Genomic DNA, 17,249 nt, shown 5'->3' with positions numbered 1-17,249 from the left:
CGCGCGTCGCGCTCGGCCGGCGGGCGCCTCGGTGCCTGTAATCTCGCCGCGTGCCGGTCAATCGCACGCCGATCCGGCGGACCCGTCTGCTCGCCGCGTGCGTCGTGCTGATCGGCCTGGCCTTCGTCCAGACGCCGGGGTTCATCGTCCCCGACACCAAGCTCGACCTGGTCACCGCGCCCGCCGACTGGCTCGCACGGGCCCTGCACGTGTGGGACGGCGAGGGCGGTTTCGGTCAGGTGCAGAACCAGGCGCACGGCTACCTGTGGCCGATGGGCCCGTTCTTCCTGCTGCTCGGCCTGCTCGACCTGCCGGGCTGGGTGGTCCAGCGGCTGTGGCAGGCCCTGGTGCTCTGCGTCGCGATGGCCGGCTCGGCCCGGCTGGCGCGGCTGCTCGGCGTACGCACCGACCTGGCCTGCCTGGTCGCGGGCTTCGCCTATGCCCTCTCGCCGCGGATGCTCACCTCCTTGGGCCCGATCTCCGTCGAGGTCTGGCCGAGCGCGGTCGCGCCGTGGGTGCTGCTGCCGTTGGTGCGCGGCAGTGAGGCGGGCTCGCCACGCCGCGCCGCGGCCTGGTCGGCCGTCGCGGTGGCGATGGTCGGCGGCGTCAACGCGGCCGCGTCGTTCGCGGTCATTCCCCTGGCCCTGCTGTGGATCCTCACCCGCACGGGTGGTCCGCGCCGTCGGGCCCTGCTGTGCTGGTGGCTGCCGCTGTGCGGCCTCGCCACGGCGTGGTGGATCGTGCCGCTGCTGGTGATGGGCGCCTACAGCCCGCCCTTCCTCGACTTCACCGAGACCGCTGCCGTCACGACCTTCCCGACCACGCTCTTCGACACCCTGCGCGGCACCTCCGACTGGGTGCCCTACGCCGACCTGACGTCCGTGGCCGGCAACGAGCTGATCCGCACGTCCTGGCTGGCGATCTACAGCGGAGTGGTGGTGCTGGTCGGCCTGGTCGGCCTGCTCGACCGGCGTACGCCGCACCGGACGTTCCTGGTGCTGGGCCTGCTGTCCGGGGTGCTGATGGTCACCGCGGGTCACCACGGCGCGGTGCAGGGCTGGTTCGCGCCGGATGTCGCGGCGGCCCTGGACGGCGTCCTCGCCCCCTTGCGCAATGTGCACAAGTTCGACCTGGTGCTGCGACTGCCGCTGGTCCTGGGGCTGGCCTTCGTCGTCGACCGCTGCGTCGCGGCCTGGCGCTCGCGGACGGTGCCGCGTCGCGACCGCGTCAACGCGGGCATCCTGGTGGCCGCGGTGACGCTCAGCGTGGTCGGTGCGGCGACGCCGGCCGTGGCGGGCCGGGTGGAGCCGAGCGGTCCGATCGAGAGCATCCCGGAGTACTGGCAGGAGGCGGCGGCCTGGGTCGACCGCAACGCCGCCTCCGACAGCACCCTCCTCGTGCCCGGCTCGCCCTTCGGCCGTTACCTGTGGGGCGATCCGCGCGACGAGCCGTTCCAGTGGCTCGCCCACTCCCGCTGGGCGGTGCGCAGCGTCGGGAACCTCGCCGAGCCGGGCTTCCTGCGGCTCCTCGACGGCATCGAGCGGCGGTTCGCGGAGGGTCATGGGTCGGCCGGGCTCACCGCCGCGCTGCGGCGCGCCGGCATCAGGCACCTCGTCGTGCGCAACGACCTGCGCGCGGCCGACGACATCCCCAGTCCCGCGCTCGTGCACCAGGCCCTCGCCCAGTCGCCGGGCCTGGCGCGGGTCGCGTCCTTCGGGCCCGACGTCGGCGGCCCCGCGGAGGACGACGTCGACGGGCAGCGCCGGGTCTTCGACGGCGGTCGGCAGGCGGCCTACCCGGCCGTCGAGGTCTACGCCGTGGGCGGCCAGGTCCGTCCCGCGAGCACGGTCACCGAGCCCACCGTCCTCGCCGGCGGTCCCGACGACCTCGCCGACCTGCTCGACGAGGGCACCGTGGGGGAGGCGCCGGTCCGTTTCGCCACCGACGTCGACGCGGCCGAGACGAGGACCCGGCCGCGCCGGGTGGCGCTGACCGACGGGCTGCGGATGCGGGAGCGCCAGTACGCCCGGATCCACGACGGTCTCTCGGCGACCATCGCGCCCGGCGACGTACGCCGGACCTCGGGACGGGTGCGCGAGTTCCAGCCGGGCAGCAACGGCGACGACCGGTGGTCGACCACGGCGCGGCTGGTCGGGGCGCGGTCGGTCTCGGCGTCGTCCTCGGCGTCCGACGCCACCGCGATCGGCGGGAGCGAGCGCGGGCGGCTGCCCTACGCCGCGGTGGACGCCGCACCCGACACCGCCTGGTCCACCGCCCTCGGCGACGAGGATCCGTGGTGGCGGGTCGACCTGGACCAGCCGCGGTCGGTCTCGGTCGTGACGGTGCGGACGCCGGAGGGCGTGGGCCGGCAGCGGCTGCGGGTGGTGACCACCACCGGTGCCTCCGAGCCGGTCGTCGTCAGTGCCGGCGGAGCCCGCCGGCTCAGCGTGCCGGGTGCGGGCCGGACCCCGTGGGTGCGGGTCGAGGCCGTCGGCGACCCGACCGGACTGGCCCTCGCGGAGGTCGAGGTGCCGGGGCTCGTGGTCGACCGGGTGCTCGACCTGCCCCGGCTGCCCGCGGCCTGGGGGAGCCCGGACCTGGTGTCGCTGCGCGCGGACCGCGACGGCCGCACCGGCTGCGCGGTGGTCTCCGACGCCGTGCGCTGTGCCGCCGGCACCGCGCGGACCGGCGAGGACGGCCCGGTGCTGCGGCGCTCGGTCCCGCTGGCCGCGGCGCGCTCCTACGACGTCCGGGCGGGCGCCGTGCCGCGGGCCGGCGCGGCGCTCGACGGGCTGATCCTGCGCGACCAGCCGGTGACCGTGCGGGTGTCGTCGACCGCCGTACCGGATCCCCGGGCGGGTGCCGTCGCGATGGTCGACGGCGCCGTCGACACCGCCTGGCTGGCCGCGCCGGACGACGAGAGCCCCACCATCGAGCTGGCCTGGCTCGGCGTGCGCCCGGTCAGCGGGATCACGCTGAGCGTCGCGCGGTCGACGGCCGCGAGCCGGCCGCTGCGGGTCCAGGTCCGGCTCTGGAACGGGACGCGCAGCACCGTCGAGCAGGTCGAGCTCGACAGCCGCGGCCACGCCTCGCTCCCGACGACCCGTGCCGACCGGGTGACGATCGAGGTGCTGGAGAGCGAGACCGTCGTCGACGCCGGGCGCACCGGGTCGCTCGACGGCGCGCCGGTCGGGGTCGGCGAGGTCCGGCTGACCGGGGTGCCGTACCTACCCCTGGCCCTGCCCGACCGGCCGGTGGAGCTGCCCTGCGGCACCGGCCCGACGCTGCGCATCGGGGAGCGTCTCCTGCCGACGTCCGTGACGGCCTCGCCGACCGGGCTGCTGTCCGGGGCCCCCGTCGAGACGCGGGTCTGCGACGTGGCGGGCGCGCTCGACCTGCCGGCCGGCGACCTCGACGTCGCCTTCGCACGCTCCGACGCGTTCGCCCCCGACACGGTGACCCTGACCGCCACCGACGACCCGGGCGAGCCGGTGGGCTTCGGGGGACGGGAGCTGGGTGGCAGCTCGGCCGTCGAGCGCACGGTCGACGCCGACGCCGCGGGCCAGGTCGTCGTCCTGCGCGAGAACGCGAACCGTGGCTGGTCCGCCCGGCAGGGCGAGCACCGGCTGCGGGCCGTGGTCGTCGACGGCTGGCAGCAGGGCTTCCGTGCCGAGGAGGCGGGCGTCGTGCGGGTGCGGTTCGCGCCCGACACCGCCTACCGCGTGGGCCTGCTCGCGGGGCTGGCCTGCCTGCTGGGGCTCGCGGCCGCCGTGCTGGTGCGTGGCCGCGGCGACCCGCCGGCGCTCGACGAGTGGCGGCTGGGCCTGGTCCCCGGAGTCGCGCTGTCGCTGCTCGTCGCCGGCCTGCTCGCCGGAACCGTCGGCCTCCTGGTCGGGATCGCCACGACCACGGCGGCGCTGCTTCTGCGCCGCCGGCAGCCCGAGGCGGTGCCGTGGCTGCTCGCGGTCCCGGTGCTGGTGACCGCGCTCGGCTATGTCACCGGGCCGATCGGGAGCGGTGCCGGCTGGGCCGGCGAGCGAGCCTGGCTCGGCTACCTGCCGCTGGTCCCGCTGGTCTCCTTGGCCGTCGTCGACGCCAGCCGGCGCAGCGGGAAGAGCCGCTTGAGCCGCATCGCCGGCCGCTCGACCAGCCGGTAGGCGAGCTCGGCCGCGACCAGCGAGACGGCCACGGTGAGCAGCCACAGCACCAGCCCGTGCCCCTGGAACAGGCCGAAGCCCAGCCGGGGCGCCAACGCGTCGAGCAGCACCAGGTGCAGGCAGAACAGGCTGTACGACGTCAGCCCGAGATGGCGCAGCGCCGGCGCGCTCAGCACCCGGGCGTACGCCGAGCCGGGCACCGCCGCGATCCCGGTCAGCACCACGAGCCCGCCGACGACGGTGTAGATCAGGCTGCGGACCAGCGACTCCACCGGGGTCTCCGGCAGCAGCAGGGTGGGCCCGGCCAACGGGGTCGTCGCGACGAGCATGAGCCCGAGGACGAGCGACCAGCACACGCCGGGCTGGGCGCCGAGGGCGTAGAGCCGGCGGCCGAGCCGGGACGGCACACCGGCCGCGCGCTGGACGTCGAGCAGGGCGAAGGCGATGCCGACCGCGAACCAGCCGAGGAAGGCAGGCAGCCACTGCAGCTTGGGGCCGTCGCCGAGGCCGCCGAAGCGGGTCGCGCCGTCGAGGTGCCACCACCCGCTGAGTACCGTCATCGCCGCGACGACCAGCCACACCCGACCGGCCCGCAGCTCGCGGCGCCCGGTGGCGAGGAGCATCAGGACGGGGAGCAGCAGGTAGAAGCTGACCTCGACGCCGAGGCTCCACATCTGGCTCAGCCCGGCCGGCAACGCGGGGTCGAGGAAGGTGTTGGTCATCGTCAGCGTGACGACCCAGTCACGCGGGCCGAGGTCGGCGTTGTCGGGAAGCGCCACCACCAGGGTGAGGACCACCGCGACGACGTAGACCGGATAGACCCGCAGGAACCGCTTCCACAGGTAGTGGGCGGTGGCGGGAGGCGCCTGCCGCTGAAGGGCGCGCGCGAGATAGGGCCGCGCGAGCAGGAAGCCCGACAGCACGAAGAAGATGGCCACGCCGACGTTGAGCCGCGAGAGCAGCGAGCCCCACCAGCCGTGGCCGGTGTAGGTCCCCGCGTAGAAGCCGACGTGGGTGGTCAGCACGGCCAGCGCGCCGATCGCGCGCAGCGTGTCGAGCACCGGGAACCGCTGCGGCGCCGGCTCGTCCGTCGTGCTCATGAGTCACCTCCCGCGGCCGTCGGCTCACCGACGGTGATCTTGTCGATGCACACGCTCACGCCCGGGTCGGTGCCGCTCACGACGATCTCGTCGTACGCGCCGTCGAGCCGGACGAACACGCGGTTCAGGCCGCGCTGCAGGTCCACGGTGCGCTCGGTGTCGCCGGCCCGGATGCTCAGCCCGGTGTCGGCACCGGCGAGGTAGTCGACCCGCGCCCACCAGCCGACGTCGATCGTCGGCGAGCCCAGCGGCAGCGCGACGCTCCTCCCCGGAGCGAGGGCCCAGCCACAGCCGGCCACGGGACCGGGCGTGGTCGCGGTGGCGGCGGTGACGTCCGCCGCGACGAGCTGCCCGTCGGGCTCGAGCAGCATCGGATCGGCCGTCGCGACCGGGAAGCGGGCGTGGCGGGAGAGCAGCGGCAGCAGCTCCTCGGTGCGGTTCTCCTCGGGGTTCAGGATGCCGATCCTGGCGAGGTTCTGGCCGAGCAGGTCGACGGGGCCCGCGGCGTCGAGGTCGGCGAGTGCGGTGACGAGGACCCGCTTGCCGGCGTAGCCGCCGTGCCACAGCTCGGCGTACCGGACCGTGCTCCAGACCCCGGACGCGACGACGACGCCCACCAGCACGGCCACGGCCGGCCGGGCGAGGGGCCGGGTGAGCAGGGGAGTCGCGCGGGGCCGGCTGCTCTCCGGGGCTCCGCGCAGCTCGGTGGTCGCGAGCCCGAGGGACAGCACCAGGGTGCAGACCGCGTCGGTGAGATAGCGGTACTCCGCGCCGTTGATCGCGCCGACCTGCTGGGTCCGGGTGGTGAGCAGCAGCACGAAGTCGGCGCCGAGGTAGCAGCCGAGCAGCAGCCAGGCACGCAGCGTCCGCTCTCGACGCAGGAGCAGGTAGCCGATGAGCAGCGCGGCCAGCACCCAGCTCAGGTGGACCAGGACCGCCGGCGGATCGGCCAGGCCGGCCGGGGCGATCACGGGATCCCAGTGCCAGGGACCGCCCGCCGCCCCGGTGGCGAAGGACGTGCCGAGCATGCTCTCGGCCAGCGCTCCGGCCTGGCCGGGCCTGCCGTCCGAGACCAGGGACGGGACGTGGGAGAGGTAGTAGGCCGCATAGCCGCCGCCGACGACCACGGCCGCGAGGACCGCGGGCCAGCGACGGCCGACCACGGTCCGCAGCCGCCGGATAGGGCCGCCGGTGGCGAAGTAGGCCAGGGCGAGGAAGGCGAGGACCGGCACCAGCAGCAGCGCCTTGACGTAGGCGGCCAGCCCGAGGACCAGCGCGGCGACGGTGCCGGCCAACCAGCGGTTCCCCTCGCCGCGCAGGTGGCGTACCCAGCACCCGATGGCGAGGAAGAACGCCGTCTGGAGCGGCAGCTGGTTCAGCGCGGCCGCCCACCAGGTCGTGGCGGGGACCGTCATCGCGGAGGACACGTAGAGCGCGAGCAGGACGAGGCTGGGGCCGCGCCGACCGAACAGGGTGACCAGCATCCAGGCGCAGGACACCGACGCGGCGAGGGTCATCACCAGGAGGGTGCTCGCCAGCAGCGGCCAGCTCGGCGTGGCCGGCAGCGAGCACAGCCAGGCGACCAGCCGGCCCAGCGGCATCAGCTGGGCGTCGTACGGCGTCATCAGCGAGCCGGCGCTGAGGCCGGTGTCCTTCGCCTCGCGCAGCAGCCGGAAGTCGTCGCCGTAGAAGTACGCCGGCAGCACGACCCACGCCCGGAACGCGAGCTGCGCCACGACCAGCGAGCCCGCCACGAGCACGAACCGGCGGCGGGTCGGCTCGGAGACGGCTGCGGGACGGGACACGGCAGTGACTATGACAGGACTGCGGTGGCTGGGTGAACCGGCAACGCTTTCGTCACGGTCGGTCCGAGAGGGCGGCGATGAGGAGTGACGCATGCCATACTGCCGGGAAGGTCGCCATGGGAGGGTCGACCACGTTCCTTGGGAGGGGAGCGCGTGATGCGCAAGTTCGTCGCGCCGGCATTGGTCGGCTTCGGTACTTTTCTGCTGGTCGTCGGGGTGTTGGCCCTGTCCTGGGTGCCGGGGGCGGTGAAGAAGACCCCGCTCGACGTGGACACCACGACGATGCTTTCCGGTGAGGCGGCCAAGATCGACCCCGCGACGGGCGACATGACGCCGCGCGCGATCCACGCGATCAGCCTGACCCGCACCGACTCGAAGGCCTCGACCGACGACGACGTGGTCTGGGCCCAGTGGTCGTGCGTGGCCTTCGGCGACAGCGGCGACTGCATCAAGCCGACCGACCCCAACACCGTGCTGCTGCCGGAGGACCAGCTGGTGACGGCGAGCTACAACATCTTCGCCACCGACCGGGTCAGCGCCGAGGGCATCGCCGAGGCGGATCTGCCCAAGGCGGCCAAGGAGGCCGGGGCGACCACGACCAAGGGCCTGGTCAACAAGTTCCCGTTCGACACCAAGAAGAAGACCTATCCCTACTGGGAGGGCACGCTCGGCCGCAGCGTCGACGCGACCTTCGAGCGCACCCAGCAGCTCGGCGGCGTCGAGGTCTACGTCTTCAGGACCGAGGTCTCCAAGGAGTCGATCGAGATCGCCGAGAACACGCCGGGCACCTACAGCTCGGTCAAGGAGATCTACGTGCACCCGGCCACCGGGTCGATCATCAACCAGACCGAGAAGCAGCAGCGCTGGCTCGAGGACGGCACCCCCGTGCTCGACCTCAGCATCGGCTTCACCAAGGCCCAGATCGCCAGCAACGGCAAGGACGCCAAGAGCAACGGCGCGATGCTGACGCTGATGACCACCGTCGTGCCGCTGATCGGCCTGATCGGCGGCGCGCTGATGGTGCTCGCCGGCGTCCTGCTCGGCCGCAAGCGCTCGCGCGACGACGCGCCGCGCCGCGAGCAGACCAAGGACCTCGCCGGGGTCTGACCCGTCGGCCGGCCTGCCGGGTCAGCCCGGCAGGTCGGCGCCGAAGATCGCCGTGCCCGGCGTGAGCCGGCCCCGGGTCCCGGACCACCCGCCCCAGAGCCGCTCGTGTCCCTCGGGCCACTCCGGCTCGAGGAGCGTGGTGAGCCGGAAGCCGTGGCCGGCCAACAGCGTCACCCAGTCGCCGAGGGTGCGGTGGTGCTCGACGTACGCCGTCGCACCGGTCTCGTCGTCGACCTCGACATAGGGGGTGCGGTCCCAGTAGGACTGGGTCGCGGTCAGGCCCTCCTCGCCGGGGTCGTCGGGGAACATCCACCGGGTGGGATGGGTGATCGAGAACGCGAACCGGCCTCCCGGGCGCAGCACCCTCGCCGTCTCGGCGACGGCGAGGTCGATGTCGGCCACGAACTGCAGCGCGCCGAACGAGGAGAACACCACGTCGAAGCTCGCGTCGGCGAAGGGCAGCGCGGTGGCGGTGCCGAGCACGCTGGGCACCACGACCTCGCTGGCCTCGTCGATCCGGCGGGAGTGCTGCAGCTGTCGGTAGGACAGGTCGAGGCCGATCGCGCGCCCGCCGCGGGCGCGCACCCAGCGCGAGCACTGACCGGCTCCCGAGCCGACCTCGAGCACGTCGCGCCCGCTGAGCTCGCCGAGGATCCCGGCCCGCTCCTCGGTCAGTCCCTCCGGTCCCCACACGAAGCCGATGTCGCCGAGGAAGCCGCCGTGGGTCGCCTGGTACTCGTCGGCGTACCGATCCCAGTCGGCGCCGTTGGCGCGCCGCGACTCCTGCTCGTCGGCCGCCCGCCGGTGAGCCGTGACGGGGGGATGCGGCCAGGCCTCGGCGCCCGTGGCGCCTTCGACGTCCTGCACGCTGACCGAGGATAGTGGTCGCCGGTTGGACTCGCGCGTCGGGCGGCGCGTACTCTGGAACGTCTGTGTTCTCGCCTGCCCTCTCGGCGGCGGGCCCCAGCCGCATCATCCCGACTACATCTGCCCACTTCAAGGACTGACCGACTACATGACGAGCACCCTCTCGACGCCCCTCGCGAGCTACGACGACAACGCGCCCCAGGTCGCGATCAACGACATCGGCTCCGAGGCTGACTTCCTGGCCGCCATCGACCAGACCATCAAGTACTTCAACGACGGCGACATCGTCGACGGCACCATCGTCAAGGTGGACCGTGACGAGGTACTGCTCGACATCGGCTACAAGACCGAGGGCGTCATCCCCTCGCGCGAGCTGTCGATCAAGCACGACGTCGACCCGTCCGAGGTCGTCCAGGTGGGCGACAAGGTCGAGGCCCTCGTCCTCCAGAAGGAGGACAAGGAGGGTCGCCTGATCCTGTCCAAGAAGCGCGCCCAGTACGAGCGCGCCTGGGGCACGATCGAGGAGATCAAGGAGGCCGACGGCGTCGTCGAGGGCACCGTCATCGAGGTCGTCAAGGGCGGCCTCATCATCGACATCGGCCTGCGCGGCTTCCTGCCCGCCTCGCTCGTCGAGATGCGCCGGGTCCGCGACCTGCAGCCGTACGTCGGTCAGACCCTCGAGGCCAAGATCATCGAGCTCGACAAGAACCGCAACAACGTGGTCCTGTCGCGCCGGGCCTGGCTCGAGCAGACCCAGTCCGAGGTCCGCCACGGCTTCCTCACCCAGCTCCAGAAGGGCCAGATCCGCAAGGGCGTCGTGTCCTCGATCGTCAACTTCGGTGCGTTCGTGGACCTCGGTGGCGTCGACGGTCTCGTCCACGTCTCGGAGCTGTCCTGGAAGCACATCGACCACCCGTCCGAGGTCGTCACCGTGGGCGACGAGGTCACCGTCGAGGTCCTCGACGTCGACATGGACCGCGAGCGCGTCTCCCTGTCGCTGAAGGCGACCCAGGAGGACCCGTGGCAGCACTTCGCCCGGACCCACCAGATCGGTCAGATCGTCCCGGGCAAGGTCACCAAGCTGGTTCCCTTCGGCTCGTTCGTGCGGGTCGAGGAGGGCATCGAGGGCCTGGTCCACATCTCCGAGCTGGCCGAGCGCCACGTCGAGATCCCGGAGCAGGTCGTCCAGGTCGGCGACGACGTCATGGTCAAGATCATCGACATCGACCTCGAGCGTCGCCGGATCTCCCTCTCGCTCAAGCAGGCCAACGAGACCGCTGCCGCGGCGGACGTCGAGGAGTTCGACCCGACGCTGTACGGCATGGAGGCCACGTACGACGACCAGGGCAACTACATCTACCCCGAGGGCTTCGACCCCGAGACGGGCGAGTGGCTCGAGGGCTTCGACGAGCAGCGTGCGAAGTGGGAGGAGCAGTACGCCAAGGCGCACGCTCGCTGGGAGGCCCACGTCAAGCAGCAGGCCGACGCCAAGCAGGCCGAGATCGAGGCCGGCGAGGCGAGCTCGTACTCCTCCGCTCCGGCCGAGGACGCCCCCAACGGCGGCGGCTCGCTCGCGTCCGACGAGGCGCTGCAGGCGCTTCGCGAGAAGCTGACCGGCGGCAACTGATCGCCTGAGGCTTCACCGCAGCAGAACCCGAAGGCCCCGACCGCTTGGTCGGGGCCTTCGGGCTCTTTCTTGGGCTGTCCTGGTTGCGGTTTGGTCCCAAACCGCAACGAGAGGCGCCGAATTCATGCGGTTTGGGACCAAACCGCAACGTCGCGGGCCCCCGGAACTGCGGTTTGGGACCAAACCGCACGTCCAGCGAGCCGGTATGACTCAGTCGAACCAGGCGGGCTGCTTGCGAACGAGCAGCCCGTCGTGGCGGACCCAGGCGAGGAGAACGCCGAGGCCCGCGAGCAACAGGAGGAGGATCAGTGCGATGGTCATGGCAGAAATCATGCTCTGATCAGATTCCTGCCACCAGTGGCAGAAAAGACGGCATGCGTTGATTTTCTGCCAGCCGGCTGCGACAGTGGTCGGGTGCTGACCAACGTGGCCGTGATCGCCTTCGACGGCGTCGCTCCGTTCGAGCTGGGGATCCTCTGCGAGGCGTTCGGGATCGACCGCACCGAGGACGGCGTGCCGGCCATCGACTTCGCGGTGTGCGCCGAGCACGACCGCCCGATGCACACCTCCATGGGCTTCACGCTGCAGGCGGCCCACGGCCTGGATCGCGTGGCGGAGGCCGACCTGGTCGCGATCCCGGCGATCAAGGGCGGGGTCGCGTCCGACGCGGTGGTCGAGGCGATCCGCGCGGCCCACGCCCGGGGCGCCCGACTGATGTCGGTGTGCAGCGGCTCCTTCGTGCTCGGGCAGGCCGGGCTGCTCGACGGCATCGAGTGCACGACGCACTGGATGCACACCGAGCGGCTGCAGCGGGAGTACCCACTCGCCAAGGTCGTCCCCGAGGTGCTGTACGTCGACGCTGGCCAGGTCGTCACCGGCGCCGGCAGTGCGGCCGGGCTCGACGCCGCGCTGCACATCTGGCGCCAGGAGTACGGCGCCGGGGTCGCCAACGTCGTGGCGCGGAGGGCGGTGGTGCCGCCGTACCGCGACGGGGGGCAGGCCCAGTACATCGCCCGCGCCGTGCCGGACTGCGAGGCCGACACGTTGCGCCCGTTGCTGACCTGGATCCTGGAGAACCTGGCCGAGGACCACTCCGTCGAGGCGCTGGCCAAGCGCGCGCTGATGTCGCCGCGCACCTTCGCTCGCCGGTTCCGCGACGAGACCGGTACGACGCCGCACCACTGGGTGACCCGGCAGCGGGTCAACGCCGCCGAGGAGCTGCTGGAGCGCACCGAGCAGCCGGTGGAGTGGATCGCGAGCGAGGTGGGCTTCGGCAATGCCGCGACGCTGCGCCACCACTTCGTCCGGGTCCGCGGCGTGAGCCCGCAGAGCTACCGCCGCCAGTTCGCCTGCTGAGCGGGGGAGAGGTGCTGCTCCATGAGCTGCTCGACGACCCCGCGCTCGGTCTCGAGGTGCTGGTCCCCGGTCGTACGGACCGGCCGGTGCGCTGGGTGCACAGCATCGAGGTCGCCGACCCCGGGGAGTTCCTGCGCGGCGGCGAGGTGGTGCTCACGACCGGTGCGTGGCAGCGGCTGGGCCAGACGCCCGCGGCCTGGGTGGCGGAGGTCGCGGGCGCCGGGGCGATCGCGATCGGGTTCGGCCGGCTGCTCCCGGCCGACGAGCCGCCGGCCGAGCTGGTCGCCGCGGCGACCGAGCGCGGGCTGACCTGCTTCGTGGTCCCCGTCGCCGTGCCCTTCGTCCAGCTCGCCGAGGCGTTCGTAGCGGCCAAGCGGGTCGAGTGGGAGGCGCCGCTGCGCAGCCAGCTCGAGCACCACGGCGCGATCGTGGCCGCGCTGTGCGCAGAGCGCGGGGTCGACTCGGTGCTGCGAGTGCTGCGCCGCCGGCTCCGCATCGAGGTCGCCGTCGTCGCCGGTACGACGACCCACGGCCCGGTCCCCGAGGCGGGCTGCCCGGTCGCGCTGATCGGCGAGGGGCTCGCCGACGCCTCGCTGGTGCTGCCGCGCCCGCTCGCGGAGCTCGACGTCGACGTCCAGGCCGCGGTCTCCAGCGCGATGCCCTTCCTCGCCCTCGAGCTGGAGCGGGAGCGGGCGGTGCGCGCCACCGAGCAGCGCTACGCCTGGGAGGTGGTCGAGTGGATCGCGACCGGCGCCCCGGCGGCGTCGGTGACCGCGCGCCTGGAGCTGCTCGGCGTACCGGTCGAGCGCCGGCTGCGCTGCCTGGTCGTGCGGGGCGCGGCCCCGGACGCGGTCGCGAGCGTGCTGGCGCCGTACCTGCTGGTCGAGCGGGCCGACGACGTCGTGTGCCTGGTGGGGGAGGACGTCTCCCGGGTAGCGGTGGCCGGCTACGTCGGCGTCGGCCAGGCGGCCGCGGCCGGCGAGCTGCGGGTGAGCCTGCTCCAGGCCCGGCACGCCGCCGACGCCCTGGCGGCGCGCGGGGTCGAGGGCTGGCTGACCCACGAGCAGCTCGCGAGCCCGGCGGTGCTGCTCGCCGCCCAGGACCCGGCCGTCCTGCGGGCCCTGGCCCACACCGTGCTGGGTGGGGTGCTCGACAGCGACCGGGACCGGGGCACCGAGCTGGTGGTCAGCCTGCGGGCCTTCCTCGACGGGGGCGGGCGCTGGCAGGAGACCGCCGACGCGCTGCACGTCCACATCAACACGCTGCGGCACCGGATGAAGCGCGTCGAGGAGCTGACCGGCCGCTCGCTGGCCTCCACGGCCGACCGGGTCGACCTGTTCCTGGCGCTGCGCGCACTGTGAGGCGGGCGTTGGAGGTTCCTCCAACGCGGCTCGGTGACATTGGAGGATCCGCCCCTGCCGTGGCGCGGTGACCTGGCTCACCCTGAACGGGTACTCAGTTTTTCGGACCACCCGTCAGGAGCAGCCATGGGCGAGCCCACCGCCGCCGGCATCGAGGTGCACGGCGTCGACACCATCCCCGAGGCCGAGCGCACCGCCCGGCCGCGGGACGTGGTGTCCATCCTGGTCGGCACCAACCTGTGCCTGGGCCTGGTCATCTTCGGCTGGCTGCCCGCCACCTTCGGCCTGTCCTTCTGGGCCTGCCTCACCGCCCAGGTCGCCGGCACCTTCCTGGCGATCGCGCTGGTCGCGCCGATGGCGCTGATCTCCATGCGCACCGGCACCAACCTGTCGACCAGCAGCGGCGCCAGCTTCGGCGTGCGCGGCCGGCTGGTCGGCTCGGTGATCGGGCTGCTGCTCTCGCTCGGGTACGCCTCGCTGACGATCTGGACCGGTGGCGCCGCCGTGGTCGAGCCGCTCGCGGAGCTGGTCGGGCTTCCCGACGGCAGTGCGTCGTACGTCGTCGTGTACGCCGCCCTCGCCGCCGGCGCGGTCCTGGTGGCCGTCTTCGGGTACCGGGTCCTCACCCGGCTCGGCAGCTGGCTGGCCGTCGCGATGTCGGTGCTCATGGTCGCGGGCATGCTCGCCCTCGCCGGCCGGTTCGACCCCGCCCCGGTCGTCGACGGGGGCTACCTGCTCGGCGACTTCTGGACCACCTGGTTCCTCGCGTTCGTCGCCACCGGCATCTCCGGTCCGATCGCCTTCATCACCCTGCTCGGCGACTACACCCGCTACCTCTCGCCCGAGCGCCACTCCTCGCGGAGAGTCCTGGCCGCCACGGCCGGCGGCCTGGCCCTGGGCCTGCTGCTGCCGCAGCTGTTCGGGATGTTCACCACCTTCGCGGCCCGCGCCGGCGACGACTACGTCGGCGCGCTCGTCGCCGCCACCCCGGTCTGGTTCCTGCCGCTGCTGCTCCTCAACGGGGTCTTCGGCACCGTCGGCAACGCGGGGGTGCTGCTCTACTCGATGGGCCTGGACCTCGACGCGATCGTGCCCGCGCTGAGCCGGGTCAAGGCGACCATGCTGGTCTCGGTCCTCTCGATAGCGCTGGTCGTCACCGGCTACTTCGTCTGGGACGCCGCCGACGCCGTGACCGCCTTCCTGCTGCTCATGACCGCCGCGGGCACGCCCTGGGCCGTCATCACCGTGATCGGCTTCCTGCGCTGTCGCGGCAGCTACGACCCCGACGCGCTCCAGGTCTACAACCGCCGCTCGCGTGGCGGCATCTACTGGTACACCGGCGGCTGGTCCGTCACGGCGACCGTCGCGTGGGCGGTCGGCACCGTGCTCGGCCTGCTCTCCGTCGACTCCACGATCTGGCGGGGCCCGATCCTCGAGCTGACCGGCGGGGTCGACGTCAGCCCGCTGCTGGCCGGGGCCGCGGCCGCCGTCACCTACCTGCTGCTGTCCCGCTTCTCGGTGCAGCCCATGCCCGAGATGTCCCCGTCCCTCGTGAGGAGCACCCGATGAACCCACCGCAGTACGACGTCGTCGTGATCGGAGCCGGGTTCGCCGGCCTGACCGCCGCCCGCGAGCTCGGCGCGGCCGGGCAGCGCGTGCTCGTCCTCGAGGCCCGCGACCGGATCGGCGGCTCCACCTGGTACCGCACCGACCTGCTCGGCGGCGTCGGCCTGGAGATGGGCGGCACCTGGATCGTCCCCCAGCAGACCCACGTCTGGGCCGAGGTGGAGCGCTACGGCGTGCCCATCCAGGACTCGGTGCTGCCGGACCGGATGACCTGGTCGGACCACGGCAAGGTGCTCGACACCCTGCTGCCGTGCACGCCCGCGGAGTACGGCGAGCTGGAGCACGCCGTACGCCAGCTGCTCGCCGCCGGCGACCGCCTCGACTACACCCGGCCGCTGTCCGAGCAGGACCTCGCCGACCTCGACGTGCCGATCGAGGAGTGGGCCGACAGCGTCGGGATGAAGGGCAACGCCCGCGAGCTGCTGATCTCGTGGTTCTGCGGGTGCGCGAACGCGCACGAGTCGATCGGCTCCGCGCTCGACATCATCCGCTGGTGCGCCTCGATGGACAACTCGCTGTGGGGCATGGTCCAGGCCTCCGTGCTCGGCTACACCTTCACCGAGGGCACCAGGTCGCTCGCCGACGCGATCCGCGCCGACCTCGCCGGTGAGCTGCTGCTCTCCTCGCCGGTGCGCTCGGTCGTGCAGGACGACGCCGGCGTCACGGTGACCTACGACGGGGGCGTCGCCACCGCCGGGCGGGTGCTGGTGACGGTGCCGATCGGCGTACTCAAGGACATCGCGTGGGAGCCCGCACTGCCCGCCGACAAGCTCGCCGCCTCGCAGGAGAACCACGCCGGGCAGGGCCAGAAGGTCTGGGCGCTGGCGACCGGCGTACCCGACGACATCAGCGGCTACGGCTGGGGCACCTCCTTCGACTATGTCGGCGCCATGCACGACTCGCCCCAGGGCACCGTGCTGGTCTGCTTCGCGCCCGAGCACGACCGGGTCGACGCGAGCGACCTGGCCGACGTGCAGCGCGCCGTCCGCGAGTACGCGCCGGACGCCGTCGTCGTCGACGCGGCCAGCCACGACTGGGTGCACGACGAGTTCTCCTACGGCACCTGGGCGACCTTCCGGGCCGGCCAGTTCGCGAAGTACGAGCAGGCGTTGGCCCGTCCCGAGGGCCGCGTCCACTTCACCGGCTCCCACACCGCGACTCGCTGGCGCGCCTTCATTGACGGCGCGATCGAGTCGGGGAAGCGTGGAGCCAACGAGATCATCGAGAGCCAGGGAGGCGCAGCATGACCGTCGGACCCGTCGACGCGACCCGGATCCCGCGCTACGCGGGCGACACCACCTTCGCCCGGCTGCCGCGGCTGAGCGACGTCGAGGACGCCGACACCGTGATCTGGGGCGTGCCCTTCGACGGCGGGGTCTCCTACCGCCCCGGCGCGCGCTTCGGCCCCAACCACATCCGCCAGTCCTCGAGACTGCTGCGCCCCTACAACCCGGCCCAGGACAGCGAGCCCTTCGCCCGCGCCCAGGTCGCCGACGCCGGCGATCTCGGCGCCAACCCGTTCTCCCTCGACGAGGCGATCGCCTCCATCGAGGCCGGTGCCCGCGACCTGTCCGGCACCTCCCGCACCCTGCTCACCATCGGCGGCGACCACACCATCGCCCTCCCGCTGCTGCGGGTGCAGGCCGAGCGGCACGGCCCGATCGCCGTGCTCCACTTCGACGCCCACCTCGACACCTGGGACACCTACTTCGGCGCTCCCTACACCCACGGCACCCCCTTCCGGCGCGCGTCCGAGGAGGGCCTGATCGACTTCACCCACGCCATGCACATGGGCATCCGCGGTCCGCTCTACAGCAGGCTCGACCTCGACGAGTCCGAGGAGCTCGGCTTCTCCGCCGTCCACGCGCGCGACTTCGTGCGCTCGCCCATCGACGACATCATCAACCGGATGCGCGATCGTCTCGGCGACCGCCCCGTCTACGTCTCGCTCGACATCGACGTCCTCGACCCCGCCTTCGCGCCCGGCACCGGCACCCCCGAGGCCGGTGGCCTCTCCAGCGCCCAGCTGCTGGAGGTGCTCCGCGGCCTCGACGGGCTCAACGTCGTCGGGGCCGACATCGTCGAGGTGTCGCCGGCGTACGACCACGCGGAGATCACCGGCATCGCGGCCGCGCACGTCGCCTACGAGCTGCTGTCGGTGCTGCCGGGCCGGCCCGCCTGAGAGCTCGCCGCGGACGCGCGAAGGGCCCGACCTCGTGGCGGATTCGAGGGGTCGTCGCAAC

11 protein-coding genes are annotated in these 17,249 nt (G+C 73.0%); 8 read left to right on the top strand and 3 right to left on the bottom strand.

Annotated features, from left to right (window positions below; genetic code table 11):
- Positions 1–50 precede the first annotated feature (50 nt).
- Positions 51–4,157, top strand: a complete 4,107-nt coding sequence (locus JOD66_RS01140) for an alpha-(1->3)-arabinofuranosyltransferase domain-containing protein (protein WP_204835123.1) — start codon at positions 51–53, stop codon at positions 4,155–4,157.
- On the opposite strand, the gene JOD66_RS01135 is transcribed toward JOD66_RS01140, so the two are convergent.
- Both JOD66_RS01135 and JOD66_RS01130 read right to left on the bottom strand, forming a co-directional pair.
- The gene (locus JOD66_RS01135; RefSeq protein WP_204835122.1) at positions 4,052–5,257 is read right to left on the bottom strand and encodes an acyltransferase family protein; all 1,206 of its coding nucleotides are present in this window, start codon (positions 5,255–5,257) and stop codon (positions 4,052–4,054) included. The genes JOD66_RS01140 and JOD66_RS01135 overlap by 106 nt on opposite strands.
- A complete protein-coding gene (locus tag JOD66_RS01130) occupies positions 5,254–7,062 on the bottom strand; it encodes a glycosyltransferase family protein (RefSeq protein WP_204835121.1) in 1,809 nt (602 codons plus the stop codon). Before JOD66_RS01130 ends, JOD66_RS01135 begins: the two co-directional genes overlap by 4 nt.
- 156 nt (positions 7,063–7,218) lie before the next feature.
- Between JOD66_RS01130 and pgfA the strand changes: the two genes are divergently transcribed.
- Positions 7,219–8,169: a cell envelope lipid trafficking protein PgfA gene (pgfA, locus tag JOD66_RS01125; protein WP_204835120.1), complete on the top strand. Its 951-nt coding sequence runs from the start codon at positions 7,219–7,221 to the stop codon at positions 8,167–8,169.
- Positions 8,170–8,190: 21 nt separating this feature from the next.
- On the opposite strand, the gene JOD66_RS01120 is transcribed toward pgfA, so the two are convergent.
- On the bottom strand, positions 8,191–9,036 hold the full coding sequence (locus JOD66_RS01120) for a class I SAM-dependent methyltransferase (protein ID WP_204835119.1): 846 nt from the start codon (positions 9,034–9,036) through the stop codon (positions 8,191–8,193).
- Positions 9,037–9,184: 148 nt separating this feature from the next.
- On the opposite strand from JOD66_RS01120, the gene rpsA reads away from it, so the two are divergent.
- The 6 genes from rpsA to speB all read left to right on the top strand — a co-directional run bounded on the left by rpsA (position 9,185) and on the right by speB (position 17,188).
- A complete protein-coding gene (gene rpsA / locus JOD66_RS01115; RefSeq protein ID WP_204835118.1) occupies positions 9,185–10,663 on the top strand; it encodes a 30S ribosomal protein S1 in 1,479 nt (492 codons plus the stop codon).
- 414 nt (positions 10,664–11,077) lie between these two features.
- The gene (locus tag JOD66_RS01110) at positions 11,078–12,019 is read left to right on the top strand and encodes a helix-turn-helix domain-containing protein (RefSeq protein ID WP_204835117.1); all 942 of its coding nucleotides are present in this window, start codon (positions 11,078–11,080) and stop codon (positions 12,017–12,019) included.
- A gap of 11 nt (positions 12,020–12,030) precedes the next feature.
- A complete protein-coding gene (locus JOD66_RS01105; protein ID WP_204835116.1) occupies positions 12,031–13,380 on the top strand; it encodes a PucR family transcriptional regulator in 1,350 nt (449 codons plus the stop codon).
- A gap of 126 nt (positions 13,381–13,506) precedes the next feature.
- A complete protein-coding gene (locus JOD66_RS01100; RefSeq protein ID WP_204835115.1) occupies positions 13,507–14,949 on the top strand; it encodes a purine-cytosine permease family protein in 1,443 nt (480 codons plus the stop codon).
- A complete protein-coding gene (locus JOD66_RS01095; RefSeq protein WP_204835114.1) occupies positions 14,946–16,253 on the top strand; it encodes a flavin monoamine oxidase family protein in 1,308 nt (435 codons plus the stop codon). Before JOD66_RS01100 ends, JOD66_RS01095 begins: the two co-directional genes overlap by 4 nt.
- On the top strand, positions 16,250–17,188 hold the full coding sequence (speB, locus tag JOD66_RS01090) for an agmatinase (protein ID WP_204835113.1): 939 nt from the start codon (positions 16,250–16,252) through the stop codon (positions 17,186–17,188). Before JOD66_RS01095 ends, speB begins: the two co-directional genes overlap by 4 nt.
- Positions 17,189–17,249 lie beyond the last annotated feature (61 nt).

This window comes from Nocardioides nitrophenolicus (genome assembly GCF_016907515.1).
Taxonomy (GTDB): Bacteria; Actinomycetota; Actinomycetes; order Propionibacteriales; family Nocardioidaceae; genus Nocardioides; species Nocardioides nitrophenolicus.
Note: the sequence above shows the minus strand (reverse complement) of the source record. Positions and strands in the feature narration are given on the sequence as shown.